A 26,798-nucleotide genomic window follows, 5' to 3' on the forward strand; every position below is an offset into this window, starting at 1 on the left:
CTCCCCCTTGAGGGGGAGATGTCGCCGAAGGCGACAGAGGGGGTCGCCGATCCACGCGAGACGACCCCCTCTGTCCTACCGGACATCTCCCCCTCGAGGGGGGAGATCGGCAGCCTCGGCGTCCCGCCATTTCTTTCTTTTCCCCATTGAGTTCATCAAGCGAGGCTGACCATGAGCGATTCCCGTGCCCGCGATATCCTGGCGCGACAGGCTGAACTGGAGAGCGAGCGCAGCCAGTATGAGCATGTCTGGGAGGCGGTGTCCGAATTCTGCGATCCCGACGCGCCCGATATGTGGAGTGGCCGCCGCCAGGCCGGCGTCGATTCGCAGGCTGAGCGGCAGGAGCGGCGCGGTGCGCGCGTCTACGCCAACACCATCAACTCGGCCGCCAACCGGCTGGCCGCGGGGCTGGAAAGCCTGATCATTCCGCAGTCGGAGAAATGGCATGGGTTGTCGACTGCAGCCATCAACGACGAGGAGACCGACGAGGAAAAGGAATGGGCGGAAGCGCTGCGCGACTTCCTGTTCTCGCTGCGCTATTCCGCCAATTCCAATTTCGTGCCGGCAACGCAGGCTTGCCTGCGCAATGTCGTGCGCTACGGCCCGGCCTATCTCTATGCCGAGGAAGGTTTTGGCGGCACGCTGATCCGCTATGCCTCGATCCCTGTGGTCGAAGGCTATCTCTCACGCAACCGCTGGGGCCAGGTCGACATCTTCCACCGCCGCTACGAGCGCACGGCGCGGCAGGCGGCGCAATTGCTCGGCTACGACAGACTGCCGGCGCGGATCAAGATTCTGGTCGACGACCCCGTCAAATGCGAGACGAAAATCTCGCTGATCCAGTGCGTCCAGCCGCGCGACGAGCGCAAGATGTACAGTCTGAGCGGCTCCTACCAGTATCTCGATACGGCGTTCGCTTCCTATCACGTGATCGAGGACGAGGAGGCGATCGTCAGGGAAAGCGGGTTTCGCTCGTTCCCGGTGTCGTGCTTCAACTGGCGCCGCTACGAAGGCGATCCGTACGGCATCTCGCCGACCATCGAGGCACTGACGACGGTGCGCGAAGAGAACGCCGTGCGGCGCTCCGGCCTTCGCGCGCTGCAGCAGATCACCGATCCGGCGACCGCCTCCAAGGCTCGCCTCGACTATGTGCCGGTGCTCAATCCCGGCGAGAACTATCCCGGCCTGATCGACGATGCCGGCCGGCCGCTGATCGCGCCGATCGCCACCGGCCAGAACCCGACCTATGCCTTCAATTATGCCGACAGCCGGGCCGAGGAGATCCGCGACATGATGTTCGTCAACCTGTTCCAGACGCTGGTGCAGAACCCGCAGATGACGGCGACCGAAGCCTTGATCCGGCAGGAGGAGAAGGGCGCGCTGCTCGGGCCGTCCGGCTCGATCATCCAGGCCGGCTTTGCCAGCAATCTCGACCGCGAGCTGGGTATTCTGGAAGACAAGGGACTTTACGAGGAAGACAGCCGCTTCCTGCCGCCGGCGAGCCTCGCCGGCAAGGCGCTGCGGCCGACCTTCACCGGCCCGCTCGACGTGCTGCGCCGTTCGGCCGAGGCGCGCGACACCATCCAGGTTGTCACCACCGCCATGCAGATGGCGCAGTTCGACCCCGGCGTGATGGACAATATCGACGGCGACGAGGCGCTGAAGATCGTGCAGGGCGCCGGCCGCAGTCCGCAGCGCATTTTTCGCCGCCAGGACGAAGTGGCGGGAATACGCGATGCCAGAGCCAAGGCTCAAGCTGAACAGGCCGGCATGGCGGCGATTGCTGCCGCCGGCAAGGTCGCCAGGGATGCCGTGCCGGCGGCAGTGCAGGCGCGCGACAGCGGCCTGCTCGACGGGCTCGGCGGACTGATGCCGCAGGCTGCGCAAGATGCTTCGGGCGGGCAGGGCGTATGAGCGGCAAACGCTTCGCCCATTCCAGCCAGGCCGGCGGCCCGGCCAAGGCGCGGGATGCCCTGGCCAAGGCCTATCTCAGGGTGTTCTCAGGCCAGGACGGCGAAATGGTGCTGGCCGACCTGGCGGCCGCAACCGGCTACTACCGCCGCCCGTCCTACGGCGAATGGCTGGCCAAGACCAAGACGCCGAACGGCTTCGAATTGCATAGCGCCTTGAGCAATGCGCGCGCCGAAGTCGTGCAGCATATTATGGGGTTTTTGACGCTGGACGAAGCGCAACTGGCGGCACTGGAGAAGGCGGCGAGGGCGGAGGAGTAGGGTGCGGGGAGCACTGACCTTGCGGAGGCCATGACCCACTTCGGCTGATCATTGTGCAAGTTTACGAACCCGGGTGTAATGCAACTCGTCCCTAGATCCCAACATGATGCTGGGACTATCTTCCAGAAGACGCTGCACCCGAATCGCCGAGGCGGATTTTCTTTGTGGGGAGAATAATCAGGTTATTGGATATCGTTGGACGGCTGTCAGATTTTGACAAAGAGGATACAATTTATGTGTCGGAGCCTTGGACCGAGTGTTCAGATGCAATGGTTGCGACCGAGCCGGAAGAGGGATTGGTGCCAGCGGAGGCAGCCAAAGCGGGCCTGACATACTTTATCGAGATATTCATTGCGATCGAATTTACCGAGGCCTGGGTTGCGTCGTTGAAGGAAAAGCCCAGCCTGTCGGCCATCTGTGAAAGGCTCATTTATTACGCCGAAAATGATGCGTAGGAAGTAAAAATGTCGACTGACCCACGTTATGATGGACAGCCGCTGCTTAGGCTACTGGAGCTTTATGTGCTCTGGGCCATCGGAGAACTTTCTCAGGAGTCGGAGGATGGCTTGAAAAAGATGGGCCCCAAACTGCAACCTATCTATGGCGGCGATGGACAATGGCATGACGCAATAGCCCAGTCTATGCACATGCCTGAGGGAATGCCGGCAGCAATCCGGGATATGTGGGCAAGGAACCTCAAAATCGCCCGCGACAATGATGTAACTCTCACACCGCAGAAATTTGCGGAGATGTTCGTGGACGAAAATTTCGTGGGTTGAACGTTCTTCTGATTGGAATTGCGAATTGAGGTGATGATGCCCCTAATTCTGCCCTGCCGTACACCCGGCTTGGCCTGACAAATCGTCCCTTAAAGGGCGTCGCGTATCGACGCGCCTTTAGGTCTTTGTTCATCCATGTCGTTGTCCCAGAACCGCTGCAAACTTTTGGGCGACATGCACTAGCCGCTGAAGCTGGCTCCACCGCGCCAACCGCATTCTACACTCAATAATCGCCGTTATAATACCGGTCGTCGCAGGGGGCGGTGTAGATGCGGCCGCTGGTGCGGTCCTGATAGCGGCAAAGCTGTTCGCTGCGCGGCTGCGGCGTGGTGGCGTTGCCGACGACGGCGCCCAGCAAGGCGCCGGCTCCGGCACCGATGACCGTGCTCTTGGTGTTGCCGCCGATCGCCTGGCCGGCAAGCGCGCCGGCGCCGGCGCCGAGCAGCGCACCCGTGCTGGTTCTCTGCTGTGCTTCGGTCTGCGCACAGCCTGCCAATGCGGCAGTCACCAGCATGGCGGCAATGGCTCTGGACATGGTCATCGTCTGGTACTCCCTTGAAACCTATGAGCTAATACACGGGGCGATTTTGCCAAGTGCGGTCGCATTTGCGGCGGAACATAGGCACCGTGCCTCACGAAATAAGACATGGTTGTTTTTGTCTGACGGCCTGATCCGCAAAGAAAGTAACCGAACAAGACCCAAAGAGCTTCATCTCCAGTCGACCTTCGAGAGCGCTACGCTGCCTCGATCTGCATTACCTTTTTCGCCGCAGCGGCCAGAAATCCGGATCGGCTGTAGCCGTGGCGCTCCGCATATCGGTCAATCTGATCGAGGACATCTTCCGGAATGGTGACATTGACACGCACGACCTTCGCAGCTTCAGCTTTCAAGGGAACCAGGATGGCGACACCGCTCAGATTGTCCTTGTCCGACATCACTTCCTCCAGGGACGACGGTTCGGGAATGGCCTCGCCATCCTCGACCAGCCCCTCGACATGAAAGGCCAGCGCTTCCCCGGCCATGGCACGGGCATCATCCAGGTTGACGCCGGCTGTCACCAGGCCCGGAAAATCGGGAAAGGAGACGCCGAAGTCGCTGTCCGCTTGCTTGTGGATCAATCCGATATAGTTCCGCATTTCTCTACCTCAGCTTCACGCCGGATTGTTTTTCAAAACTCTTGAGAGTGCCGATCGGGATGTCGCGCTTGGGATGCGGAACTGTCAGCCGGCCCGGCTTGGATTTGTGCTTGAACTGGGCGTGACTTCCTTTTCGAGCCACTTCGTACCAGCCATCCGCCAACAGCCTGTGAATGACATCGGCGCTCTCCATGTTGTGTATAGATACACATACCTGATCCAAATGTCCATGCGCTTTTGCCGCTGTTGCGTGCGGCGGCCCAGCCGACCCCGTTTTCAATCCCGCAAGAATGGAGAAATCAAATGACCCGAGGTCTTGCCCGGACGCTTTCGCGTGCCGCCGCCAGAGAAGCCGGCCTTGCCCCGCCCAGGGCGGGGCTTACCGCCAGGACGACCGGGCAGGGCGGCGCCTACCGCACCGTCTTCTCCTTCAATGCCATGCCGGTGCCGGTCACCGATGCGCAGGGCTTTGCCAGCCAGAAGCTCTTCGACTTTCTCGATGGCAAGGTGCGGATCAAGGGCGGCACGGCAAGATTGCAGTTCGCCGTGCTGACGCCACGCGCCTCGACCATCAACGACAATGTCGCGCTGACCTGGTCGCTCGGCTCGGCGGCAGCATCGAGCGCGGCGCTCGCCGGCACCATGGTCAATGTGCTGGGCGCGACCGGCCGTACGCTGGATGGCGCGGGTGCCGCGCCGTCGAGCGCATCGATTGCCGATGTTGCCGCAGCCTTGACGCTCGACGGCACCGTGACGCCGGTCGACCTCTATCTCAACCTGGCGTTTGCCACCGGCACCGATATCGACGCCGACGGCACGCTGGCGGTGTCGGGCACCATCACGCTGCTCTGGGAGAACTGGGGCGATAATGGGTAGGCGCTAATCTCCCCCCTTGAGGGGGAGATGTTGCCGAAGGCGACAGAGGGGGTCGGTTCGACCGGGCGCGACGCCCGGCGACAGATGAGGTCAGCGCTCCACGCGCGGCTACCCCCTCTGGCCTGCCGGCCATCTCCCCCTCGAGGGGGGAGATACCAAGCTTCGCCGCCAGTGCTCTCATCACCGGCCTTAATTCTGTAACAAAAGGAATTTTCTCATGACAGATCTGGCAGACGCCGGGTCCGTGGTGGCGGCGCCACCGGCGGGCAACCTTGCACGGCCACCGGCCAACCGGGACAACGGGTCCGCCCCGCCTGCGGCCACAAGCTGGTTTGACGGTCTTTCCGAAGGCAACCGCAAGCTCGCTGAAACCAAGGGCTGGACCAAGCCTGAAAGCCTCGATCGGGTCTTCGCCTCCTATGCGGAGCTGGAGCGGCAGCAGGGCGAGAGCCTGCGCGTTCCGGCAGCCGATGCAGCCGCGGAAGACTGGGACAGGTTCCATGCCCGGCTGCCCGAGGCGATGCGTCCGCTGACCTCACCCGACAAGGTCGAGTACAGGCGCCCCGACGGGCTTCCCGAAAACTTCGCCTATTCGGACGAGCTCGCCAATGCGTCCAAGGCCTGGGCAGTCGAGGCAGGTGCTACCCCGAAGGTCGCACAGGCCTATCACGACCGCTTCGTCGGCTACATGGCGGAGCAGGCCAAGGCACAGCAAATCGCTGTTGCCCGCTCAGTCGAGATGACGCACGACGATCTCGTCAGGGATTGGGGACCGACCGGCAGCGATGGCTTTCGCCAGAAGCTCGAGGTCGCCAACCGGGCGATGAAAAAGCTCGGCCTGGTCAATGCCTACAAGGCGAAGGGCATCCTTCTGCCGGACGGTGCCTTGACCGACCCGCAGATCGCCAAGGCGTTCTACGCCATCGGCGAGGCGATGTTCCGCGAAGACACGATCGACGGCAATGCTGCCTTGAGCGGAGGCAATCCCTTCAAGCGCAATGCCGCCGGCGAGCGCAACCTGACTGGCATCTCAGCCCTGGTCAAAAGCGACCCCGCCCGCGCCCGGCGGCTGGCACGCGAGGCCGGCGAAAATCCCGACCTGTGGATGCCCAACAATCCTCTTTAACCCGAACCTGAAGGAAGACAAAAATGGCAGACGCCTATACCCGTATCGCGGACGCGATCGTTCCGTCCGTCTATGCGCAATACTCGTTCGAGGAGCACGTCCAGTCGCTGGAGATTTACCAGGCCGGGATCCTGTTTTCCGACCCGTCGATCGCCTCGAAGCTCAGCCTGGGCGGACGTTCCGTCGACATGCCCGGCTGGAAGGACCTCGGCAACGATCCGTCCGAGCCGGTCAATGACGACCCGGCCGACTCGATCGAGATGAAGAAGATCGGCGCGCGCCGCGAAGTCGCGGCCCGCAATGTGCGTGCGCAGGCCTGGGGCATCCCGGATCTGACCTCGATCCTTGCCGGCGACGATCCGCAGAAGCTTATCGTGCGCCGCCAGACCGACTACTGGCAGCGCGCCAACAAGCTGACGCTGCTGGGCATACTGAAAGGCGTGCTGGCCGACAACATCGCCAATGACGGCAGTGACCTGGTGCGCATCACCGGTGCTTCCATCGTCGACACCGACATCATCGAGGCCGCCTATTTGATGGGCGACCGCGCCGACAAGTTCAAGACGATCTGGATGCACTCGAAGCAGATGAAGGCGCTGAAGCTCGCCGACCTCATCGACTATGTGCCGTCGTCCGAGCAGGGCGGGCCGCTGATCCCCTATTACATGGGGCTCAGGGCCGTCGTCGACGACGACATTCCGGTTGCCGGCGGCGTCTACACCGCCTTCATGTTCAAGGACAAGGCGATCCTGTGGAACGAACTGCCGGTCAATACCGAAGGCGGCCCGCTCGAGTTCGACCGCAAGCCGCGGCAGGGCCATGGCGGCGGCGTCACCGAAATGGTCGGCCGCCGGCATTTCGTGCCGCATGTGCCGGGCACCCGCTTCCTCGATGCGTCCTCGGCCGGCGAATTTGCCACCGATGCGGAACTGGCGCTGGCGGCGAACTGGGACCGCACGGCGTCGAGCGTCAAGCACATGACGTTCATCGCGCTGAAGACGACCGAGGCCTGATCGGGCGAAGGGGCGGGCGTCAGACGTCCCGCCCCTTCGGGACACCAGGTCGGCGAATCCCAAGTTCACCCGCTGCGCTGCGTCGGAGTGATGTGAATTTTGGCGTTCGCTACAACATTCATGTTGCCCTTTGGCCAATCGACGGCACCAAACAGTTACAAGAAAGGGCGATGCTGCCTTGTCTTGGTAAGGGAGGTCACCATGAACATGAAGTACAAAACAGTTCAGGAAGTGCTCCGAAAAGCGGGCATTGTCATGAGCAAGAAGGGGGAAGTTCATCGCATAAACTTCTTCAGCGGCCTGGAAGACACCGCCTACTACACGCCAAGTCTTCAGGACGCCCTGGACAGGGGCTTGGCTTTGGCAGGAGGTGCCGGAAGGGTGAAAGCAAGCGTCTTTGCCAAGTCAGCTGAAACAGGAATCTCGACCGGCGCACACGTCGGCTGACACAATTCAGGCAAGACATCGCCGCGTTGCGCGGCGGTGTCGTGAAACTGCAATAGCCGAAGCATTGCCGTCTTCCTTGCTCGAATGGGAAAAAGACGGCTGACGCAGCGCCTGCCACCCGTTTCCTGACGGGCGGTTGGAGTCGTGACGTTCGATGCACGAGACGTGCAACGTTCCGCCCAAGCCAAAATCACAAGAAATCCCAGCCGCCTTGAAGCGGCTTTTTGCCGTGGAGGCACCATGCCCCGTTTTCCCCGACCAACCACACAGCCGGAGGCCTGAGCCATGGCCATCACCCCGCTCGACATCGCCAACATGGCGCTCGCCGTGCTCGACGAGGCGCCGATCGAAAGCCTCGACCAGGACGCCAAGGCGGCACGCCTGCTCAATCTGCATTTCGACCTGACCCGCGAGGCCGAATTGACCAAGCACGCCTTTGTCTTCGCCATCCTGGCGGCCTCGGTCGCCGGCTTCGACACCGGCAGCGGCGCTGGCACGCTGAACTTCGCCTATGAGCTTCCCGCCGACTGCCTGCGGCCCTTGCCGCTGACCCATAGCGGCGAGCCGGATGGCGTGCCGCTCTCATGGCGGCAGGAGGCCGGGTTGGTCTATTCGGATCAGGCCGGGCCGCGCATCCTCCGCTATGTCGCCAATCTGACCGACCCCAACGACTGGGACGCGCTGTTCAGCGAAGTGCTGGTGGCGGCGCTCGCCATCAAGATCGCCCATCCGTTGACCCACAAGGCCAGCATGATCGACGTCGCACGCAGCGCCTATGACAGAGCGCTGGATGCAGCCTACTCGGCCAATGCCATCCAGCGCGGCGGCAGATTTTCGACGACGTCCTGGGCTTTCCAGCGCGGCGACAGCCGGGGCGACGGCCGATGACCACGCTCTATCCGGTCCAGGACGCTTTCATCCGCGGCGAGATTTCTCCCCGCTTGCATGCTCGCGCCTCGCTCGACCTCTACCGGGCGGCGCTGTCGAAATGCACGAACTTCGTCACGCTGCCGCATGGCGGCATCAGGAAGCGTGGCGGCACCTATTTTTGCGCGGAGGTGAGGGACTCATCAAAGGCGACACGGCTGATCCCGTTCATCTTCTCGGCTGATCAGGCCTATGCGCTCGAATTCGGCGATCTTTACATCCGCGTCTACGCCTATGGCGCGCGTGTCGGCACGGTCGAAGTCGTTTCGCCTTATCCCGAGGCCGATCTGTTCGACCTGCAATTCGTCCAGTCGGCAGACCAGATGTGGATCACCCACAAGGATCATCCGGTCAAAGTGCTGACGCGCACCGCGCACACGACCTGGACGCTGGCCGATTTCGTCTTTCTCGACGGCCCTTACGACAAGATCAACACCACGGCCACGACGCTAACGCCGGCCGCAACCGGCAACGCCATGCCGGTCATGGTCGCGAATACGCTGCCAAGCGGCACGGTCAGCAACAGCAACGGCTCATCCGACGTGTGGCAGGTGTTCGATGGCGACAAGCAGAAGGGGGAGAACATAGCGGGCTTTCCGAGCGGGTATCTGCGCTACCAGTTCGGCGGCGGCGGGGCCAAGACAGTCGACGCCTACTGGATTACCGCGACGAATGATCACTCTGACACTGCATCGCCGACCCAGTGGCAATTCCAGGCCTCGCACAACGGCACCGACTGGACGACGCTCGACAGCCGGGACGGAGAGACCGGCTGGTCCAAGTCGGAAACCCGCTTCTTCGACGGCTTCAACAACACGGTTGCCTACGAATATTATCAGCTGCTGTTTTCAGGTGGCGGCAGCGACGGAACCGCTATCGCCGAACTGGCCCTGCACGAATACGCGCCGTCGCAAACGCCGTTTGATCTCTCGGCCTCCTCGATCGTCGGCATCAACGACGGCATCGGCTTCCAGACCAGCGATGTCGGCCGTGCCATTCGTCTGCTTGGCGCGGATGGCTTCTGGCGCTGGGCCAAGGTCGTTGCCCGGACCAGCACGACGGTAGTCACGGTCCAGTTGTACGGGCACGCTCTGCCCGATCTCAGCCCGATCATCCGCTGGCGTCTCGGCACGTTCGTGCCCGGCAAGTACGTCCAGAGCGGTTCGCTTTACGAGGAGCGTCTGGCGTTCAGCCGAAAATTCTCGGTCTATGCCTCGCAAACTGGCGATTTCGATAACTTCGCCACCGGTGAGAAAGACACCGACGCGCTGGAATTCGTGCAGGCAGGTGGCGGCCAGGCCAATGACATTACGTGGGTGGCGGAATCGGACGGTGCGCTGATCATCGGAACGCTTGGCGGGGTGAGAGCGCTGTCGGGCTCCGGCATCGACGAGGCGCTGACGCCGTCCTCGTTCAAGAACCGCCGGTCCCGGACTTTCGGTTGCGCCCCGCTGCGTCCCGTCGATGCGGGGCAGTCGTTCCTCTATGTCACCCGCTCCCGCAAATCGATCGCCGAGCTGACGCAAAACGCCACCGGCCGCTTCACCTCCGACGATGTCGGTCAGATATCGGAGCACATTCCCAAGAAAGGCGTCGTCGAACTCGCCTTCCAGACCGACCCCGATCCGCTGCTCTGGTTCCCGCTCGGGGATGGCGAGCTCGGTGGCTACACGCACCAGCCGTCGCAGGACGTTCGCGGCATGCATATCCACCAGATCGCCGGAAGCTTCGCAGGATCGAACTGGGCCGTTGTCGAAAGCGCCATGGTGACGCCCGGCCAGGACGGCAACGACGATCTCTGGCTGATCGTCAAGCGCACGATCGGCGGCGTGACCAGGCGCTATATCGAAATAAAGACCGCGCCGTTCGAGTATGGCGGGATCGGCGATGCATTCGAAGTCGACTGCGGCCTGACCTATTCGGGCGCCGCTGTGGGCACGGTCTCAGGGCTTGATCATCTCAACGGCGAAACACTCGACGTCTTGGCCGATGGCAAGGTCTACAAGGGCCTTGCTGTGGCTGCTGGCGCGGTTTCGCTGCCCGGTGGGGCTACGGCAGCCAAATGGCAGGTCGGGCTCGGCTACCAGTCCGAAGCCAACACGCTGGAGCTCGACGTCGGCGGTCGCGACGGATCGATCGTCGGGCGGCGCAAGAAGGTGGCCAAGCTCATTCTTTCGCTGCTGGAAACCGACACAACCGGGCTTCAGGTCCAGTCGTTCATCCGCGGCCGCTGGGAGCAGGTTCGCATCCCGTCCGTGGTTGCACCCGACGGCATGGCGAAATTGTTCACCGGCAATGTCGAGGTGCCGATCGACGATAGCTGGGAAGGGCAGGGGCGGGTGAAGATCCGCCACGTCAATCCAACGCCCTGCACGATCAGGGTGATGACACCGGTGTTCGACGCCGAGCCTTAGGAACTGCTGATCTCCCCCCTCGAGGGGGAGATGTCGCCGAAGGCGACAGAGGGGGTCGGTTCGTCCTGACGCGGCCTCCTATCGCCTCCATCGCGGGGGAAGAACGCCGGCGCTCCACGCGAGACGACCCCCTCTGGCCTACCGGCCATCTCCCCCTCGAGGGGGGAGATCACCCGCTCCGTCTTCCATCGCTTCCCCCACCAAGGAACCCACCAGTGACCCCCACCCATGCCGAAGACCTCGGCAAGGCGCGGACGGCTGCCGATTTCGCTGCCATCCGCGCCTTGCTCGACACCGACCTCAACGATGCGATCGCCCGCAAGGGCGAGCTGGAAATGGAAAAGTTTCACGCGATCTTCGGCGCCGGCAATTTGACGGCGGCGCGTGCCGCATTGGACGACTGCAACGCTGAAATCGCGCTGATCGAGAAAACCATCGAGAACGCGGACGAGCGCCGCGTTGGCGCCCCCCTGGACGAACCCCCCGCCGAAGCCGTCGCCGCCACGCCGGCGCCCGGCGACGAGGTCAGGACAAAGGCCGAGGCTCTCGGCGAGCGCTGGCGCACGGTCCACTGGCTGATCGAACAGCTGCGCCAGGAGCTGTTCGCGGCCGATGCCTTGAGCCGCGCCGTCACCGCCGCCAACGGCCTTTTCGATGCCGACGGCGCCGTCGGCCTGAAGGTCAACCTGACCACCATCCGGCGCACCGCCATGGCCGGCCCGCGGGCCGCCGCGCCGTCGCGTCTCAGCCGCCCGGCGATCCAGGCCGACCGGCTGCTTTTGTCCTTCCTCAGCCCGGGCGGCGTGCTCGACCGGCGCCCTGCGATCGGCGCGCCGGTCGACGGCATCAAAAGCAAATTCATTCCCGCCGGCGAACGAGGCTGACCATGTGCACACTAGCTCTTATCGGTACGGCGCTTTCGGTCGGCGGCGCGCTGGCGGAAGGCCAGCAATCGAAGCAAATGGCCGAGTACCAGGCCAAGGCCTATGAACAGCAGGCGCGGGCCGACGCCCAAAGCTCGGCCTTCGAGCAGGGCCAGGAGCGCCACAAGCAGGATCTGCTGCAGGCGCAGGCGCGTGTCCAGGCCGGCGCTTCGGGCGTCGCCATTTCTGGTTCGCCGACCGAGGTGCTGGCGGCCAATGCCAGGCAGGGCCAGCTCGACCTCAAGGCGATCCAGTACGGCTCGCAGCTGCGCCAGAACGGTCTCGCAACGCAGGCGGCGATCGCGCGCTTTTCCGGCAGGCAGGCGGTGGGCGCCTCGATCTTCAAGGCCGGCGGCAATCTCGTGTCCGGCATCTCCAGCCTCTACGACCCGGCCAAGGCGGTGACGTTCGGCAGAAGCGCCTTCCCGCCGGCGCCGGGTGGAGGCCTCTACTGATGGCCACCATCCCGCTCCAGCTTGCCCAGCGCCGCCTCGATACCGGCACTGTGGTCTCATATCCCAACGGCTCGCCGGTGGGCGCTGCCATGCAAGGCTTTGGCGACGAGCTGTCGGCGATAGCCGAACGCTTCCGGCAGCAGAAGCAGCAGCAGGATGCGTTCGACGCCGACATTATCGGCCGCGAGCTGAACGCACGCATCGCCCACGCCGAGGCCGTGGCGGTGCAGACCGCGCCGGCCGACGGCAGCGGCCTGCACGACTTCATGTATGGCCAGCTCGATCCGCGCAGCGACGGCGTCGTCAGGCCCGGCCTGTTCGACCAGATCTTCGACGACACCGCGGCGAAAGTGCCGGAGGGCGAACGCGCCAATTTCCTCGCGCAAAAGCAGGCTCTGCGGCTCGCCGGCTCGGCGCGCATGGCCGCGCAGCAGCACGCGCGGCGCCAGAACTATGAGCAGGCCGAGTGGAGCAAGGTCGAGGACGGTTACACAAGCGCCATCGCGCAGGGCGACCCGGACGACAGCGGCACGTTCGAGGCGATCCGGCAGAGCGGGCTCGAGCTGATCGGCAAGATGGGCAACCCGCTTGCCCGGCAAGCCGCCGAGGCCGCCTGGCGCAGCAACACGGCAAAGGCGCTCGCCCAGGCGATGATCGCCAAGGACCCGAAGCGCGCTGCGGAGATGCTAGGTGGGGGGTCGGGAGCGACTGACGGCAGGACCAAGGACGATACCGTCGAGGCTGTGAGTGGGCCTCCGGCGGATGGAACTGCCGCACCGGCTTCGCTCCGTGACCGCGTAGGCAAGCTTACGCCGGACCAAACGTTGGCGCAGGCTTTTGGGGACGACATTGCCCCCGAAGAGCGGCCAGGGTTGGTCCAGCAGGCCCGAGCCGCCGACGCGATGCGGCAAGTCGAAAAACGCACAAACATTATCCTGGCCGAGCAGAATGCGCCGGCCGACATCAGGGACAATGGAACCTATTCCGGCCCGATCCCAACGCCGGAACAGTTCGTCGCTCTCTATGGCGCTACCGAAGGCGCCAGGCGCTTCGAGGCGTTCAACAGGACCGTTGAGGTTAATCGTCAATTCCACGGCATGCGCGACCTGTCGAATAACGCCGTGCGGGCCATGGTCAAGGACGCCGACCCCACCGCAGATAGTTCAACGCCGGAAGTGGACAAGGCGCGCCATGACGCTATCGCCACCGCCGCGGACCTGACGTTCAAGGCCAGGCAGGCCGATCCGGGCGGCTATGTCCGCGAGGCATTCGCGAACCTTGATGCGGCCTGGAGCAACCTGTCGAAGCCGGGAGACTATCGGGCGGCGATCATTGGCTCCATCGCCGCCCAGCAACAGTTGGGTTTTGAGACCGCCCAGCCGCTACCCAACTCTGTCGCTGAGGACATTGTCGGCAGACTCAAGGCCCAGCCGCAAGACCAGACCGCAGAGCTGCGCAATGTGTTCGCCGCGCTACCGAATCAAGCCGCGCGCGAAGCGGTGCTCAGCCACCTGTTTCAGACCAGCGCGTCCCAAACAGATAACAGCATCGCGGATAGGTCGGTCCGGGCAGCTGTAGTCGACCCGATGATGCTGCTCGATTTAGCCAACACTGTCGAGCCAGGACGATCGGTATCAAACGCGGAACTCACCAACTACTTACCGACGAATCAAGAGTGGCTCGGGAGATTGATAGCCGGCGACAGTGAGCGGGGGAGCCTGTGGCGTCGTCTCGCACAAAAACTCGTGGGCTCCGATGGGCTTGGCGAAGACAGCATCTCGGTGGCCGACTTCACGCCGTTGGGGACGTCATTTGCGCTGGAGAAGGCTGGAAATGCAGCGCTGGAAGGCAACTACGAAGAAACACTGCTCAATGCCGCGGGCGCAATTCCTGGCGATAGGTTGGCGGCCGTGGCCCTGGAACGCGCCGCGGCGAAGATTGCCAAGCCCTGGGTAGAGAAACTCTCAATATTTTCGAGGCGGCCGACTGACCTAGTCGAAGGCGGCGAGGCACTTGTTCGTGGGGTCGATGCCGAAACCCTTAGGCACCAGCAAGCGCTTGCGCGCTCGGTCTCGCCACCAATGCCACGCCGGAAGACACCACCCGGCGAAATATCCGACAGTGCAGTTGAAACCGCGCTATTAGCTGCGATGCTTGCGAGGGATACGTCCAAAGTTAAACATGCCGGGGCGAAGGTTGGGTGGGCTCCATCCAACGACTATCGAAAAGTCTTTTTCGATGCGAATCCTAGTCTCAACAAAAGCGACTATAGAGTGCATCATGGCGTCGAGCAGGGAGTTTTTAAAAGGTATCCCGGGCTTTTTACAGAGAAAGAGCTGCATTCAATCGAGAATCTTCGTGGAATCCGGAACGAGTTCGACATAAGTTTGCACCTGAAGTTAATTCGGAGCGAGTGGGAATATTTCTATAAGAAAAACCCTCATGCCACCCGTCAGAAGGTCCTTGACTATGTTATCGAAATCGACAAGAAGTACGGACATTTGTTCGATCCACCAATAGGTGAATGATGAGATACTTTGACGTTCTGCCCGATGTGGCCGGAGGATTGGGTGACGGCACTGTCATGGATACCAGTGTCCACCCTCCTATCGTAAGCAAGCTCGTGTACCAGATGGAGGGATGGATCGGTGATGTTCTTATAACAAGCTTTCCATGTTTTCTCGTGACGGAAGAGGCCGCGCACGCATTGTCAGAAATCGGCTTCACCGGAGCGACATTCGCCCCTGTTGAAGTCATAACGTCCGAAGATTTCCGCGAACTTCAGCCCGAGGTAGAGCTTCCATCTTTCGTGTGGCTGAAGGTGAGCGGGAAAGCGGGTCACGATGACTTCGGCATAGCCAAGAACCTTAACCTCGTCTTATCGGAGCGAGTCTTCGATGTGTTTGATGAACGAGGTCTCCCTTCCGCTACCATCAAGCCGTTCGACGGCTGACGGCCGAAGGGGCAGGGATGGTCTCGGCAATAAAGCAATGGGTAGTCACGGCACGCCGGAAGTTACCTGGATGGGCACGGCCATCCACTCAACCAATCGACAGTTCAATGATGCAATATTTCTACATAAAACCCGATGTTGCCGGCGGCTTCGGCAAAGGAACTGTCCTTGATACGAGTGTCCACCCACCTATCGTAAGCAAGCTTATTTACCAAATGGATGGATGGTTCGGTGACGTGCTCATCACAACATTTCCTTGCTTTCTTGTGACCGAGGAGGCCAAGCGCGCTTTGTTGGAAGTTGGCTTCTCCGGTGCAACGTTCGCCCATGTTGAGGTCACGACGTCCGAGGATTTTCGTGAACTGCAGCCCGAGGTGGAACTTCCAGCTTTCGTCTGGCTGAAGATTAATGGACAAGCAGGCCGCGATGATTTCGGCATCGCTCGGGACCTACGCCTTGTTGTCTCGGAGCGCGTGCTGGATTTGCTCGAGCAGTTGGGAACCCCCTCTGCTGTTATTGAGCCTTTCGACGTCAAGCAAGGATAGTGAAGACAGGCGTTGGTTCCGCTCGCAGCGACGATCTTTCGTCGGTAGACGTTTTGGGTTCAGGTCCTTGCCCAGGATCCTGCTACGGGCCGGAATATGGATGTGTCTCACGAGAAAGCGCTGGCCGACGGGGGGGGGCAGATCACGTATCAAACGTCACGCATCGTGCGAGAGCAGATCATATTAAACACCATAGCGATGCAGGAGACTATGCTCGCTGGGCAAGAAGAAGATGGCTCAAGCAAGAAATGAAAGGGAACACAAGTGGTCGAGAGAAATTATAGCGACGTCAAACCCGACTTGACTAGCGTCACCCGCTTGCCGTCGGCTGACAAAAGCACAGGCGATGAAGAGCTTGATGCTGCACGTCTGGAAGCCCGAAAATATCTTGATTTTCTATGATTGGGTTTCAGACATCAAGGGGGAGTACCTTGGATACGGTGCCGATGGCATAATCTATATTTTTCTCTTCGAGATTGTTCCGGGCAGGCCAGAAGTTGACCCATGGATATGGGTAATCGTCGGCGATGTGCCCCCGACATACCTGCCGGCTGTAGACGCCAAGACTCCATACGAGGCGCTGGATGGATATATCGGCGCCATGTAAGAGTGGGTCGAAGCTGCGCGACGGGGGGACTCGGTGGCAGATCTAATCCCGGTCAATGTGCCGGCTAGCCCAGCCAACGCCGAAATGTTGGATAGCCGTCTCAAATTTCTCGACGAAAGGGTATTGCCGGAACTTCGAGAGTGATCGGCTGCCGCTTGTCGGCAAGCGCCGTCGGTTCCTTGACGAGAACGTGCTTCCGTTGCTCCCAAAGTGATGTACAGCCACGCTCCGTCGCTCGTCGCTGATGCAGGCCCGGCAGCCGGCTCGACCGGATCAGCGCTGGCGCTATCACCGGTGAGTACGCCACTCCGGGGGTTGGTGCCGGCATCGGGACAGCGGTCTGATTGTGGTCACGATGCTGGCTTATGGCCTGCTAACCGCAGAGCGGTCCCAGTCGGTGGTGCCTTCTGGATCGCCTCCTATCTCAGATGAAGGATTGACCTGTTGCGCACGGACTCTTTTTCGACCATGGCAAGGATCGTTTTTCTGCTCACCTTGGCCGGCGTTCTCCTGCTCGCGCTTTCGCCGGTGCGGTTCCTGCAGGAGTTGGACATGGGCTTCACCTTCCAGCACGACAAGCTCAACCACGCCGCGGCGTTCGCGGTGCTGGCGGCGCTCGGAAGCCTCGGCTGGCCGGAACACAAGACGAGGCTGGTCCTGCTCCTTGCCATTACCGGCGCGGCGATCGAGCTGCTTCAGGGCGCGCAGCTGATCGCGCGCGATATGGATATCCTCGACTGGGTCGCCGACTGCGCCGGCATGGCCTGTGGGCTGGCGGCCATGGGCGGGACAAGAAGGCTGATTGGCGGGCTGCTGTAGGTCCCGGCCCCGGATCGCGTATAAAGCTCAGCGCTTCGTCGCTAGCGCTTCAGTAAAGATGGAGCGGAAGCGGAACAATTCCGTCTGCGAAATATGGCTGACATCCGCGAACATGGAGCGTCCGTCCAGAATGTAATTGCAGCGGCTTGCGTCGCACAATACGTTGTCAGGGCGCGCAAAGACGATGTCGTGACGCGCTTCGAAATGTTCGATAGCAGGCCCGTATTGCCCTTGGAACTCCTGAACCGGCATATAGGTGGGTTTTTCCAGGGGCCGGCCAAACGCGAGGCTGCGGCTCATTTCGGAAGGCAGATCCCATCCGGGATAGGCGATGGGGCCGATCAGAATGACTTTCTTGCCGGACTTCTGCAGATGGCTGATCAAGTCGTCGAGCCCGTGGATGAGTGCCCGATCGTCCCGGTTGTCCATTGTCTTTCCGCTGAGGTCGACGAGAGCATTCTCTCCATATCCCCACGGCAAGCCTACAATAACGGTCTGCACTTTTGAGAGCCGGTCGAGCTCGCCCAGATTGTCATTGGCCGTATCGAGACATTGGCGCGAGATATTCACGGTCACCGTCGGCAGGCACCCGTTGCGGGTAAGCATGAGACCGTTCAAGCCCTTGTCCGCAAATATGGATTCCCAGAGAGGCGCATACATCTGCGCATGCGAATTTCCCAGCAGGACAATATTTGCGTCGGAGGGATTGCGAGTCGGAAGGTTGAGCACGCACGCACGGGATGTGCTTAGGGTGACGTAATTTGAGACCGGGCATCGTTGATAGTTGGTTCCGACAGCTGCGTTGAAGGCAGCCGCCTCACCGCTCATGCGGCCGGGCAGCCCGTTCGACCAGACCAGCACTGACGCTGCCACCGCGAGCGTTGCCGCGCCCGCAGCGGCACTGAAAAACACCGTTCGTGCCGCGATATTTCGGCTGCGGAAGGGGCGCTCAACATATCGCCAGGACAGGATGGCGCAGATCGTCATAGCGAGCACGGCAATGATCATTTCGCCCGGGTTAAGGTCCCGAATGAGGAAATATTGCGAGAAGACGATGACGGGCCAGTGCCAGAGATAGAGCGAATAGGAAATCAAGCCGACAAAGACGAGCGGGCGGGCCGCCAACACCCGGCTGGCTGGCGATTGCTTGCCCTGGCCGGCGGCAATGACCAACGCCGTGCCGGCAACCACTGGCAGCGCAACTGGGATGGAATGGAGCACTTCAACAGGGCTGACGATGCCGATGAGAATTGCGAGCGCTCCAATTGACCCGAGGATGCCCGCAACGATTCCGCGAGGCGCTCGTTCGGGCGGCAGCAGAGCGACCACCGCGCCGGCTCCGAGCTCCCACGCCCGGGTCGGCAGCAGGAAAAATGCCGGCGACGCGCCGCCTATCCTGAGCGCCAGGCAATTGGAGGCGAATGATCCAAGGGTGAGCAGCGCGATCGCCGGCAGGGCGGCGCGCGGCCAAAAACGGGCGAATGCCGCAATCAACAGGGGAAAGAGGATATAGAACTGTTCCTCGACCCCCAATGACCAGACATGCAGCAGCGGTTTCGCCTCGGCCACTCGCGCAAAATAATCCGTATCCAGCAAGAAATAGATGTTTGCTACGAATCCGAGCGAGGCGGCCATGCTCTTGGCGTAGCCAATCAAGTCTGTAGGCAGCAGCAGGACGACTGCAGCTAAGGTGGTGAAGAACAGCAGCAGCAGCAGGGCCGGCATGATCCTGCGGACGCGACGCTCATAGAAACGAATGATCGAAAATTGCCCTTGGACCGCCTCACGCCACAAGATCAGCGTGATCAGATATCCCGAGAGCACGAAAAAGATATCGACGCCCAGATACCCCCCGGGCAACCATGATCTCGACAGGTGAAATGCTATCACCGAGACTACGGCGATCGCGCGCAACCCGTCGACGTCCGCCCGATAGCCAATGAGGTGCGAATCCGCGCTTCCGACTCTGGTGTGCATGTTGAAGGTTCGGTCCCCGAGGCTGGTCCCCGTCTATAAAAGAAGCAGAGCCGGGGTGCCAGCCTCATGCGCTACGATAATTGCTTGTCTCTTCCCGGTCGCAAAACTGCCGGATAGAGGCCGGCATGCGACCAACATCTGCAACGGCAGCCGTTGGTTTTAGGCCTCCCGCCACTGCTCATTGAACCCAATGCCAAAACACTTCCAGCCTCGCTTATGCGGGGCTTTTTTCATGGAGTAAGCCCTCATGTCCCGACCTGCAACTGCCGCCGTTCGCCTCCTGACCGGCGAACGCGAACCCGTGCGCCTCGCAACCACGGCCGACATCCTCCTGTACGGCCTGCAGGCCATCGACGGCGTGCCGGCCGAAATCGGCGACCGCGTGCTGGTCAAGGACCAGGCGGACCCGACGCAGAACGGCATCTACACCGCGAGCGCAGGCGAATGGTTCCGCGCCGCCGACGCCCGTAGTATGCGTACCCTGCAGAAGGGCACGACGGTTCACACCCAGATCGGCACGGCCAATGCCGACCGCGTGTTTGAGTTTACGGCCGACGAGCCGGTGGTGGGAACTGATGCCATCACGGTCGCCGCCTCCGTTCCGCCCGACATCGCGGACGCGATCGCTGAGGTCGAAGCGCTGCGCGATGAAACCCAGGCGCTGAAGGATGCCGCCGAGGCCAGCGCCGGGCAAGCCTCCGCGAGTGCGGCCGCTTCCGCCGCGAATGCCGGACAAACCACTGCCGACCGGGCTGCGACCGCCGCCGATGCCATCGCTGCTGGTGCCAGTCTGGCAGGCGCGGTGGCGGCGCGCGACGCTGCTTTGGCCACTGGCAAGGTTTACGCCGAGACCACGGCAGGTCTAGCGGCGGTTGCAGAAGGGGAATATTTTCTCGTGCCGTCCGGCGATCCGCTGGAAAGCTTCATCCTCTATCGCGACCTTTCAGGCGTAGCGACCGAAATCAAGCGGTTCCCAAGCACTTCAGCTGTCGAGCTTTCGGGTTCGGCGGCAACGCTGACGGAATTGTCGGCGGCACTGCAATATGACGATAGCGGGATTGCGATCGCTTTCGACGCGCCAGTTCCCAGCATTCTGATCAAGGATGCTGCCGCCCCTGCGAAACGCTTCTTCGGCAACGTGACGGCAAAGCTCACCGTGACGCGCACGACGGCCGGATGGTACTTCGACAAGCTGGGACTGCTGAAGCAGGCCGGGGTGAATGTTCCCCGCTTCACCTACGACTACAAGTCGCTTGCGCCGCGCGGATTGTTCCAAGAGCCGGCGCGGGCCAACCGCCTTTTGCAGAACCGCTCCCTGCGCATCACGCACCAACTGACTGTCAGCGGCGGCGCCGGCGTCTTTGTCGACGGCGAGACGGTGAATGCGAGCGGCGGCAGCACTGGCGTCTATCGCTCGTCCAATTCGACGGCGACCATCTACGCGCTTTCCGGTGGGTCCGGCACAATGACCGGCACGCTGACCGGGGCGGCAAGCGGAGCGACCAAAAATATCTCTTCGTCGGCCCTTGTTTGGGTCGCGACCAACATGACGGTCGCGCAGGATCAGGTCGGGTTGGATGGTGTTGCCAATTCGGCGTCTTCTATCACCGCGACCGCCGACAACGCGACCATATCGCAGGCGATAACAATCGCATCCGCCGCCTATTTCCAGACGGCTTACATAGCGCGACTGGCTGGCTCCGGTGCGCTGCGCATGTCCGAGGACGGCGGGGCTACGTATACCGACGTCTCGCCCCCGGACCGATATTGGAACCGGATGAGCATCCCAGCGCAGACGCTCGCCAATCCGACTGTCGTCCTCCAGGTCGCTACGAGTGGGGACAAATTTATCATCGACCTCGCTCAAAACGAGAATGGCAATTTCCGAACTAGCCCTATGGTGACGACGACAGCGTTCTTTTCGCGCGGGGGCGAGCAGCCCATTATCGATATTTTAGCCATTCCCTTCAATACCGCGCTTGGGTCGATCTTCATCGAGGGTCGCACCCAGGCATCGGACAATGTCGCGCGCACTATGGTGCAGCTCGATGACGGCGGCGTAAACAATCAAATCTTTTGCAACTTGTCGTCGCTTGGTAGCGGTCAGTTCAGCATTAAGACGGCTGGCGCGATCGTGGCTAACGTTCTGCCTGGCCTCACAGTCGTGGACAAGACGACACGACTGGCGGCATCATGGGGTCCGAACTACGCGCAGGCGGCGCTCGACGGATCGATCGGTGCACAGGACAGTGCGCTGACAGTCCCCACAGGTCTTACCAAATTGCGCATAGGCTGCGGCCTCGCGGGCGGCAATCCGTTCAGCGGCACCATCGCAAAGCTCACACTCCGGCTTAGGACGATGGATGCATCCGAGCTAACGGCTTGGTCCAACTTCGGCACGGTCGGGGCGACCCCGGCCATCGACGTGCCTCCGAACGATCCCAACATCGAGGACAGCGATCATCCGGCGACTCTCACCGTAACTTCGGCTCAGGTGAGCGGTATTAGGCCAATCTCTTTCGGCAGATACGAGAATGCTAATCCGGGGTGGCGTCGTCGGTTCAAGACGCGTGCGACCTCTATCGTCAGGCATTTCCAAAATCTCAATACTGTCGACGGCAGCTACAACGCCAAGGGCCAGATACTCGTCGACGGCGTGCATAACACCTATTTCACGTCGCCGCAGGCCGCCGGGAAATTCTTCGTCCGGCTGGACTTCGCGTCGAATGCCGATCGCCTGATCGAGGTCGTCATGCCGTACTCGGCGGCGATCGCAGATTTGGGCATCACGACCTACGGCGCGCCAATCACCTTACCCCCGACGCGCCTGACCATGCCGCGCGCTGTGTTCCTGGGCGACAGCCGCGACGAGGGGTTCCTTGCCACCAGCATCGACAAGACCTGGATGGAGATACTCTGCCGCGCCAAGGGCTGGCAGCACATCAATCTGGGCTATGGTTCTTCGGGCGTCACAGCGGCATGGGGAACAGATGTTGGCAACGCCAATCCTGATGTCGTCTTCATAACGTTTGACTTCAACAACCGCACCGGGCAGACCTCCCTTGCAGGCTTCAAGTCTGCATACAAGGCACTGGTCGCCAACATTCGAGCGATCAAGCCCACGGTCAAAATATACGCTGTGTCGTCGAACTGGATTTCAGCGGCAAACGATACGCTCACCCTCAAGATTGCAGACTATCGGCAGCAAGAGCTTGATGCGGTAAGTGAGCTGACGGCGGCCGGCGACGCCAACATCTTCTATATCGACGGCCTGACGCTAACCGCCAACAGCACAGGCTCAATTGGCGATGGCATCCATCCGAACGATGTCGGCTCGGCCGAGCAGGCCGCGACCATTGCTCCGCTGGTGAGCGTGTAGTCGGTTCTTTCTCTGGACGAGGGCTGCTAACAGAATTCTCAGGTTCGCGCCCAACGCCGCAGGTGTGCAGCATGTACCGCATGGCCGGAGCTCTGTGGTCAACTCGCTGATCGACTGCGCACGCCGATTGGCTTCGCAGGGTTGCCGCCAACCATAGTGAAGGGTGCCACGTCTTTTGTTACGACGGATCCTGCTCCAACGACCGATCCCCTGCCGATCGTTACGCCCTTGAGAATGATGACGTTGAAGCCAATAAAGACGCTGTCTTCAATTTTCACTGGGGCGATGGTGATGTTCGACCAGTCCTTCTTTCCCTGATGCCAGTCGGCGACATCTGCCTTCCGCTCCTCCCAGCCAAGCGCATGAGAATTGTGGTCTACTACTGTTACCCCCCACGATATGATTACATCGTCACCAATCTCGATGCGTTCGGCCGCAACCAAGTGGCTTTTGCCGATGAAGCACCGATCTCCAATAATTATCTGGGCGTCTGGGCGATCGAAGGAAAAAATACAGTGAAGGATGTTTCCTTCGCCGATCGTGTGGTGCCCACGTTTCGCGCTGCGAACACTTTGCAAATTCATTTTTGAGCCCATGCCGGCCCGTACGCCAGCTAGGTTTTGTACAATTTTGGGAACGAAAGGCATAGGTGAGGTGTCCTACCGGAGTGTCGCTGGATTCTTGTGATCCAGCGAGATAGTAAAGGCAACCTGCCGCTCGCGGACAGCACCCTCGCCCTCTGGTAAATGTTGTTCCGCTACCTGCTGCAATCGTCGACGGTTTGCAAGCCGACAGCGACCGTCAGTTACAACACAGCATTTCGATCAGAAATCCTGGGAACCGAGAGGCATGAGTTCAGAGCCTTCAGGTTTAATTGCGACGACGACGCGCCGGCGCAGCGGCTACCGTCTGCTGTCCTGCGGCTTCTGGTGAGGTTCCTGGCTTTTCGACCACCAGACAAAATACAGCGAGCCCATCTTCATCACAGGCACGCGGCGGTCGCGTTCCCTGGCCCGCAACTCACGATAGGTCTTCATCTTCAGAGTGCCGCCAGGCAACCTGATACGCACTGCCATCGGTCCAACTCCCGTTGTGCAACGCAGCAATTTTCGTGCAATGCGGTAAGTAGAGACCTTCCGTTACGGAAGAGTCAACGGCGGCCTCATCAACTTATTTTGCAAGCTGGCCGGCGGAGGTCGGGGCGGGCTTTCCCAGGCGCATGGCAGCCGAAAAAATTCATGCGTCACCCTGGCGACTGATCATCAATCAGGCGCTGGCGGTTCGACCACCAGGTGAAATAGATCCGGCCGATCTTGACGACGGGTATGCGGCGGGCGCGTTCGCGGTCGCGCAATTCGCGGTACACCTTCACCTTCAGTGTGCCGCCAGGCATCCTGATACGCACCGCCATCGATTCCGCCACCCCATTGTGCAATGCAGCATCAGAGACCTTCCGCTGCGGAAGAGTCAATGCCTGCCCGCTGACTATTTCTGGGACTAGTCGAGCGGTCTTGAGGTTCGGGCGCGCGCGGCGGTTCCCGATCCCGCACGGGGCGCCAGTGCCAGTTGGGATCGTCGGGTGCGGGGGCTATTTCCTGGGCGAGGATTTATTGGGCGAGGATGGGCGACCGGACATGCCGCTCGGCCACCAGATGACGAAGTAATTGCCGAACTGCCAAACCGGCACCTCGCGTTTCTGCTCGCGGCGCCGCAGCTCGTCCCTTTTCTTGATCTTCAAGGTGCCGCCTGGAAGCCTGATTCTTATCGTCACGTGTCCTCCCGTACCCGCTACAGGTACGAACGATAGACGGGAACAGTTTCATCCCGGCTAAGCAATTTCATCCAGGTCGAGCAATTTCGGGCGCGGTAGACGCAGGAACCGGGACCTGAGCGAGATCGCCGGAACTGGCTTCATTTGAAGAAATCCGCAATGCCGTTGATGGCCAGCACCGCATAGACGATCGGTCCGGCGATAAACGCACAATAGAGGCAGAGGATCGCCGACAGCACCAGCAGCAGCGGCTTGTCGCGACCGACGGTGCGGAGCTCGGACTTCACCGTCCAGCGCGCCGCAGCGGTTTGTTCATCATCAGACATGTGCACCATCCCGCGGCCATTTCACACGGCAGGTCGAAAACATCAACCTTCCTTGCAACATCGGCACGGGCTGCCGCCCAATTCTGCTTTGCCGCCACGCATCTGCTTTTTCAACCTCAAAACCTTGCCCGCGAGGGCGGAAAGGACTGCCCATGGACATGACGTTCAGGGGCGCCGCCAGGCGCCTCGATGATATAGACTTGCCGAAACTCGGTGCCCGGATCGGCGTCGGCGAGGACGAGATGCACGCGTTCCTCGATGTTGAAACCAGCGGGCGCGGCTTCGACGCCGTTGGCCGGCCGGTCATCCTGTTCGAACCGCACGTCTTCTACCGCAACCTGTCGGGTGCCAAGCGGGCAAAGGCGGTAGCCGCCGGCCTCGCCTATCCGAAGTGGGGCGCAAAGCCCTATCCCAGGGACAGCTACCCACGGCTCAGGGCAGCTTGTGCGATCGACGAAACCGCGGCGCTCAAATCCGCTTCGTGGGGGCTGGGTCAGGTCCTCGGCGAGAATTTCAAGGCCGCGGGCTTCCTTACCGTGCAGGCGATGGCCGAGGCAATGATGGCGGACGAGGCGCTGCAGCTCGGTGCGGCGATCGATTTCATCGTCGCGAACCGGCTCGACGGCAATCTGCGCAATCATGACTGGGCTGCTTTTGCCAAGGGCTACAACGGCGCCGGCTACCGCAAGAACGCCTACGATACCAGGCTTGCCGAGGCCTATCGCAAATGGTCGCGCATCAAGGACACGCCCTGGCCGTCTGCCGGTCCGGTGTCATCGGCGGTCGTCCCCGCAGTCCCGCCAGAGCCCGCTAAGCCAATTGCCGTTCCGCAAGCGACCGCTGCGCCCGCGTCCTCTGCACCTCCCGTGCCTGCCGCCAGGCCCGGCCTCTGGGCAGCGCTGATCGCAGCCATCCTGAAACTATCAGCCATCCTGAAACTGTTTGGAAGGAAATGACATGTGGACCCGGATCAAGAGCTTCTTCCGCGGCAGCGAAACAATATTCTGGGCGCGGCTTCAGGCGGCCATCGGCGTTATCGCGACCGTCGTTACCTATGTCGACCCGCAGGTTCTTTCGCCGATTATCCCAGGGGAATGGTTCCCCTGGTTTCTTGTGATCAACGGCGTTTTGACCGAGTTCCTGCGCCGCCGCCGCGCGGAGGATTTGTGATGGCCGCACTCCTCGCCATTCTCAGCGCCATCCTCGGCAACAAGGTCGTCATGACGGTATTGGCCGCTGCGGCCGGCGGCATCGGCCTTTATGTTGCCGGCGGCATCAACCGGGCGAAGAAGGAGGCGGTCAAACAGGCCGAGGCAAAAGTCGCGGCCGCCGAAGACCGCCTGGAAATGAGCCGCGAGGCCGCCGCCGAAGAGCGCAAGGCCGCCGGCATGACCGATGCGGCAGCCAGAGCGGAGGCTGGGAAATGGGCAAGGCGCTGATCCTCTGCCTGGTGCTCGCCGGCTGCACGACAACCGCGCCGGCCGGTAATCCGCGCCAGGTCTGGTGCGACCATAACCAGCCGCGCCGGCCATCGGCGGCCGTGGTCGCCGCCATGACCCGGCCCGAGCTCGACGAGATGAATGCCTTCAACGGGCAGGGCGCCAGATGGTGCGGGTGGACGCCATGATGCACGAGTTGCTCGACGTCCTGGGCATCAAGGCGCCGGTGTTGGTCGCCGGCCTGTCCGGCGGCATTTTGCGGGCCTTGTCGCGCCATCGCTACAAGGTCCGCGAAATGGTGGCCTCGCCGATCTGCGGCGCGCTGGCGGCGGCCTATCTGACGCTGCCGGTCGTGCATTATTTCCGCGCCGCCGGCCTGCCCATTCCTTCTCCGGACGACGACACCACGACGCTGGCCGCGGCGTTCCTAATCGGCGTCTCGGCCATGTGGATTTCGGACATCGTCTTCGAAATGATCGTGCGCCGGTTCGGGCCGGTGAAGGAGGAGTAAGCCGCCCAAGCCCGACGAAATAGTGACGTTCAGTTGGAGCCCGGGGCGCCCGGAGGGGGGGGGGGGGGGTTGGGGGTTGGCAGGCTGAGGATTCTGAGGTGATTGTTGGGCGAGGCGGGGGGCGGACGCGGAGGCCCGCCCAC

32 protein-coding genes are annotated in these 26,798 nt (G+C 61.7%); 23 read left to right on the forward strand and 9 right to left on the reverse strand.

Annotated features, from left to right (window positions below):
* Positions 1-171 precede the first annotated feature (171 nt).
* The 4 genes from NKI67_RS31910 (at position 172) to NKI67_RS31925 (ending at position 3,010) form a co-directional block, all read left to right on the forward strand.
* Positions 172-1,914, forward strand: coding sequence for a portal protein (locus NKI67_RS31910; RefSeq protein ID WP_352648840.1), 1,743 nt, complete (start codon positions 172-174; stop codon positions 1,912-1,914).
* Positions 1,911-2,231 carry a Bbp19 family protein gene (locus tag NKI67_RS31915; protein WP_352648841.1) on the forward strand — a complete coding sequence of 107 codons (321 nt, stop codon included), beginning with the start codon at positions 1,911-1,913 and terminating at the stop codon, positions 2,229-2,231. Before NKI67_RS31910 ends, NKI67_RS31915 begins: the two co-directional genes overlap by 4 nt.
* Positions 2,232-2,416: 185 nt before the next feature.
* On the forward strand, positions 2,417-2,686 hold the full coding sequence (locus NKI67_RS31920; protein WP_352594195.1) for a hypothetical protein: 270 nt from the start codon (positions 2,417-2,419) through the stop codon (positions 2,684-2,686).
* 9 nt (positions 2,687-2,695) lie between these two features.
* Positions 2,696-3,010: a hypothetical protein gene (locus NKI67_RS31925; RefSeq protein ID WP_352648843.1), complete on the forward strand. Its 315-nt coding sequence runs from the start codon at positions 2,696-2,698 to the stop codon at positions 3,008-3,010.
* A gap of 223 nt (positions 3,011-3,233) precedes the next feature.
* Here NKI67_RS31925 and NKI67_RS31930 read toward each other — a convergent pair whose 3' ends face one another.
* From NKI67_RS31930 to NKI67_RS31940, 3 genes are all read right to left on the reverse strand, one after another.
* Positions 3,234-3,551 (reverse strand): YMGG-like glycine zipper-containing protein, encoded by a 318-nt coding sequence (locus NKI67_RS31930; protein ID WP_352453776.1) that lies wholly within the window; start codon positions 3,549-3,551, stop codon positions 3,234-3,236.
* Between the two features lie 194 nt (positions 3,552-3,745).
* A complete protein-coding gene (locus NKI67_RS31935; RefSeq protein ID WP_352541138.1) occupies positions 3,746-4,147 on the reverse strand; it encodes a type II toxin-antitoxin system HicB family antitoxin in 402 nt (133 codons plus the stop codon).
* A gap of 4 nt (positions 4,148-4,151) precedes the next feature.
* The gene (locus NKI67_RS31940) at positions 4,152-4,340 is read right to left on the reverse strand and encodes a type II toxin-antitoxin system HicA family toxin (RefSeq protein ID WP_352594193.1); all 189 of its coding nucleotides are present in this window, start codon (positions 4,338-4,340) and stop codon (positions 4,152-4,154) included.
* Between the two features lie 110 nt (positions 4,341-4,450).
* Here NKI67_RS31940 and NKI67_RS31945 point away from each other — a divergent pair, with 110 nt between their 5' ends.
* The 13 genes from NKI67_RS31945 to NKI67_RS32005 all read left to right on the forward strand — a co-directional run bounded on the left by NKI67_RS31945 (position 4,451) and on the right by NKI67_RS32005 (position 17,252).
* Entirely contained in the window at positions 4,451-5,023 is a 573-nt protein-coding gene (locus NKI67_RS31945; RefSeq protein WP_352648845.1) for a hypothetical protein, read from the forward strand.
* Between the two features lie 217 nt (positions 5,024-5,240).
* Complete coding sequence (locus NKI67_RS31950) at positions 5,241-6,149, forward strand: hypothetical protein (RefSeq protein ID WP_352648847.1); 909 nt, start codon at positions 5,241-5,243, stop codon at positions 6,147-6,149.
* 23 nt (positions 6,150-6,172) lie between these two features.
* Positions 6,173-7,162 (forward strand): Coat protein, encoded by a 990-nt coding sequence (locus NKI67_RS31955; protein ID WP_352648849.1) that lies wholly within the window; start codon positions 6,173-6,175, stop codon positions 7,160-7,162.
* A 201-nt stretch (positions 7,163-7,363) separates the two neighbouring features.
* Entirely contained in the window at positions 7,364-7,609 is a 246-nt protein-coding gene (locus tag NKI67_RS31960; RefSeq protein WP_031211513.1) for a hypothetical protein, read from the forward strand.
* Between the two features lie 285 nt (positions 7,610-7,894).
* The gene (locus NKI67_RS31965; RefSeq protein WP_352571274.1) at positions 7,895-8,497 is read left to right on the forward strand and encodes a phage connector family protein; all 603 of its coding nucleotides are present in this window, start codon (positions 7,895-7,897) and stop codon (positions 8,495-8,497) included.
* Positions 8,494-10,950 carry a phage tail protein gene (locus NKI67_RS31970; RefSeq protein WP_352648851.1) on the forward strand — a complete coding sequence of 819 codons (2,457 nt, stop codon included), beginning with the start codon at positions 8,494-8,496 and terminating at the stop codon, positions 10,948-10,950. Before NKI67_RS31965 ends, NKI67_RS31970 begins: the two co-directional genes overlap by 4 nt.
* Positions 10,951-11,165: 215 nt before the next feature.
* On the forward strand, positions 11,166-11,834 hold the full coding sequence (locus NKI67_RS31975; protein ID WP_352648853.1) for a hypothetical protein: 669 nt from the start codon (positions 11,166-11,168) through the stop codon (positions 11,832-11,834).
* A 2-nt stretch (positions 11,835-11,836) separates the two neighbouring features.
* Positions 11,837-12,328, forward strand: a complete 492-nt coding sequence (locus NKI67_RS31980; protein ID WP_352594187.1) for a hypothetical protein — start codon at positions 11,837-11,839, stop codon at positions 12,326-12,328.
* A complete protein-coding gene (locus NKI67_RS31985) occupies positions 12,328-14,856 on the forward strand; it encodes a hypothetical protein (protein ID WP_352648855.1) in 2,529 nt (842 codons plus the stop codon). Before NKI67_RS31980 ends, NKI67_RS31985 begins: the two co-directional genes overlap by 1 nt.
* Complete coding sequence (locus NKI67_RS31990; protein ID WP_352648856.1) at positions 14,856-15,281, forward strand: hypothetical protein; 426 nt, start codon at positions 14,856-14,858, stop codon at positions 15,279-15,281. Before NKI67_RS31985 ends, NKI67_RS31990 begins: the two co-directional genes overlap by 1 nt.
* Positions 15,282-15,388: 107 nt before the next feature.
* Positions 15,389-15,826 (forward strand): hypothetical protein, encoded by a 438-nt coding sequence (locus tag NKI67_RS31995; protein WP_352648858.1) that lies wholly within the window; start codon positions 15,389-15,391, stop codon positions 15,824-15,826.
* A 358-nt stretch (positions 15,827-16,184) separates the two neighbouring features.
* Positions 16,185-16,433: a hypothetical protein gene (locus NKI67_RS32000; RefSeq protein WP_352648860.1), complete on the forward strand. Its 249-nt coding sequence runs from the start codon at positions 16,185-16,187 to the stop codon at positions 16,431-16,433.
* Positions 16,434-16,901: 468 nt separating this feature from the next.
* The gene (locus NKI67_RS32005) at positions 16,902-17,252 is read left to right on the forward strand and encodes a hypothetical protein (protein ID WP_352648862.1); all 351 of its coding nucleotides are present in this window, start codon (positions 16,902-16,904) and stop codon (positions 17,250-17,252) included.
* A 27-nt stretch (positions 17,253-17,279) separates the two neighbouring features.
* On the opposite strand, the gene NKI67_RS32010 is transcribed toward NKI67_RS32005, so the two are convergent.
* On the reverse strand, positions 17,280-19,229 hold the full coding sequence (locus NKI67_RS32010; RefSeq protein ID WP_352648864.1) for an acyltransferase family protein: 1,950 nt from the start codon (positions 19,227-19,229) through the stop codon (positions 17,280-17,282).
* A 247-nt stretch (positions 19,230-19,476) separates the two neighbouring features.
* Here NKI67_RS32010 and NKI67_RS32015 point away from each other — a divergent pair, with 247 nt between their 5' ends.
* The gene (locus tag NKI67_RS32015; protein WP_352648866.1) at positions 19,477-22,608 is read left to right on the forward strand and encodes an SGNH/GDSL hydrolase family protein; all 3,132 of its coding nucleotides are present in this window, start codon (positions 19,477-19,479) and stop codon (positions 22,606-22,608) included.
* 98 nt (positions 22,609-22,706) lie between these two features.
* Here NKI67_RS32015 and NKI67_RS32020 read toward each other — a convergent pair whose 3' ends face one another.
* The 5 genes from NKI67_RS32020 to NKI67_RS32040 all read right to left on the reverse strand — a co-directional run bounded on the left by NKI67_RS32020 (position 22,707) and on the right by NKI67_RS32040 (position 24,705).
* Positions 22,707-23,255 carry an acyltransferase gene (locus NKI67_RS32020; protein WP_352648868.1) on the reverse strand — a complete coding sequence of 183 codons (549 nt, stop codon included), beginning with the start codon at positions 23,253-23,255 and terminating at the stop codon, positions 22,707-22,709.
* A gap of 255 nt (positions 23,256-23,510) precedes the next feature.
* Positions 23,511-23,684 (reverse strand): hypothetical protein, encoded by a 174-nt coding sequence (locus NKI67_RS32025; protein WP_023675754.1) that lies wholly within the window; start codon positions 23,682-23,684, stop codon positions 23,511-23,513.
* Positions 23,685-23,851: 167 nt separating this feature from the next.
* Complete coding sequence (locus tag NKI67_RS32030) at positions 23,852-24,019, reverse strand: hypothetical protein (RefSeq protein ID WP_023675755.1); 168 nt, start codon at positions 24,017-24,019, stop codon at positions 23,852-23,854.
* Between the two features lie 177 nt (positions 24,020-24,196).
* Positions 24,197-24,379 (reverse strand): hypothetical protein, encoded by a 183-nt coding sequence (locus tag NKI67_RS32035; RefSeq protein WP_031211529.1) that lies wholly within the window; start codon positions 24,377-24,379, stop codon positions 24,197-24,199.
* A gap of 140 nt (positions 24,380-24,519) precedes the next feature.
* Positions 24,520-24,705, reverse strand: coding sequence for a hypothetical protein (locus NKI67_RS32040; protein ID WP_031211530.1), 186 nt, complete (start codon positions 24,703-24,705; stop codon positions 24,520-24,522).
* A 152-nt stretch (positions 24,706-24,857) separates the two neighbouring features.
* Between NKI67_RS32040 and NKI67_RS32045 the strand changes: the two genes are divergently transcribed.
* From NKI67_RS32045 to NKI67_RS32065, 5 genes are read left to right on the forward strand one after another with little or no spacing between them, the layout of a single operon-like run.
* Entirely contained in the window at positions 24,858-25,661 is an 804-nt protein-coding gene (locus NKI67_RS32045) for an N-acetylmuramidase family protein (protein WP_023675758.1), read from the forward strand.
* 1 nt (position 25,662) lies between these two features.
* Positions 25,663-25,875, forward strand: a complete 213-nt coding sequence (locus NKI67_RS32050) for a hypothetical protein (RefSeq protein WP_023675759.1) — start codon at positions 25,663-25,665, stop codon at positions 25,873-25,875.
* Positions 25,875-26,144 (forward strand): hypothetical protein, encoded by a 270-nt coding sequence (locus NKI67_RS32055; RefSeq protein WP_023675760.1) that lies wholly within the window; start codon positions 25,875-25,877, stop codon positions 26,142-26,144. The genes NKI67_RS32050 and NKI67_RS32055 overlap by 1 nt, the downstream gene beginning before the upstream one ends.
* Positions 26,129-26,332, forward strand: a complete 204-nt coding sequence (locus NKI67_RS32060; RefSeq protein ID WP_023675761.1) for a hypothetical protein — start codon at positions 26,129-26,131, stop codon at positions 26,330-26,332. Before NKI67_RS32055 ends, NKI67_RS32060 begins: the two co-directional genes overlap by 16 nt.
* Complete coding sequence (locus NKI67_RS32065) at positions 26,332-26,655, forward strand: hypothetical protein (RefSeq protein ID WP_023675762.1); 324 nt, start codon at positions 26,332-26,334, stop codon at positions 26,653-26,655. Before NKI67_RS32060 ends, NKI67_RS32065 begins: the two co-directional genes overlap by 1 nt.
* Positions 26,656-26,798: the final 143 nt, after the last annotated feature.

The organism is Mesorhizobium sp. M0408, from assembly GCF_040321495.1.
Lineage (GTDB): Bacteria > Pseudomonadota > Alphaproteobacteria > Rhizobiales > Rhizobiaceae > Mesorhizobium.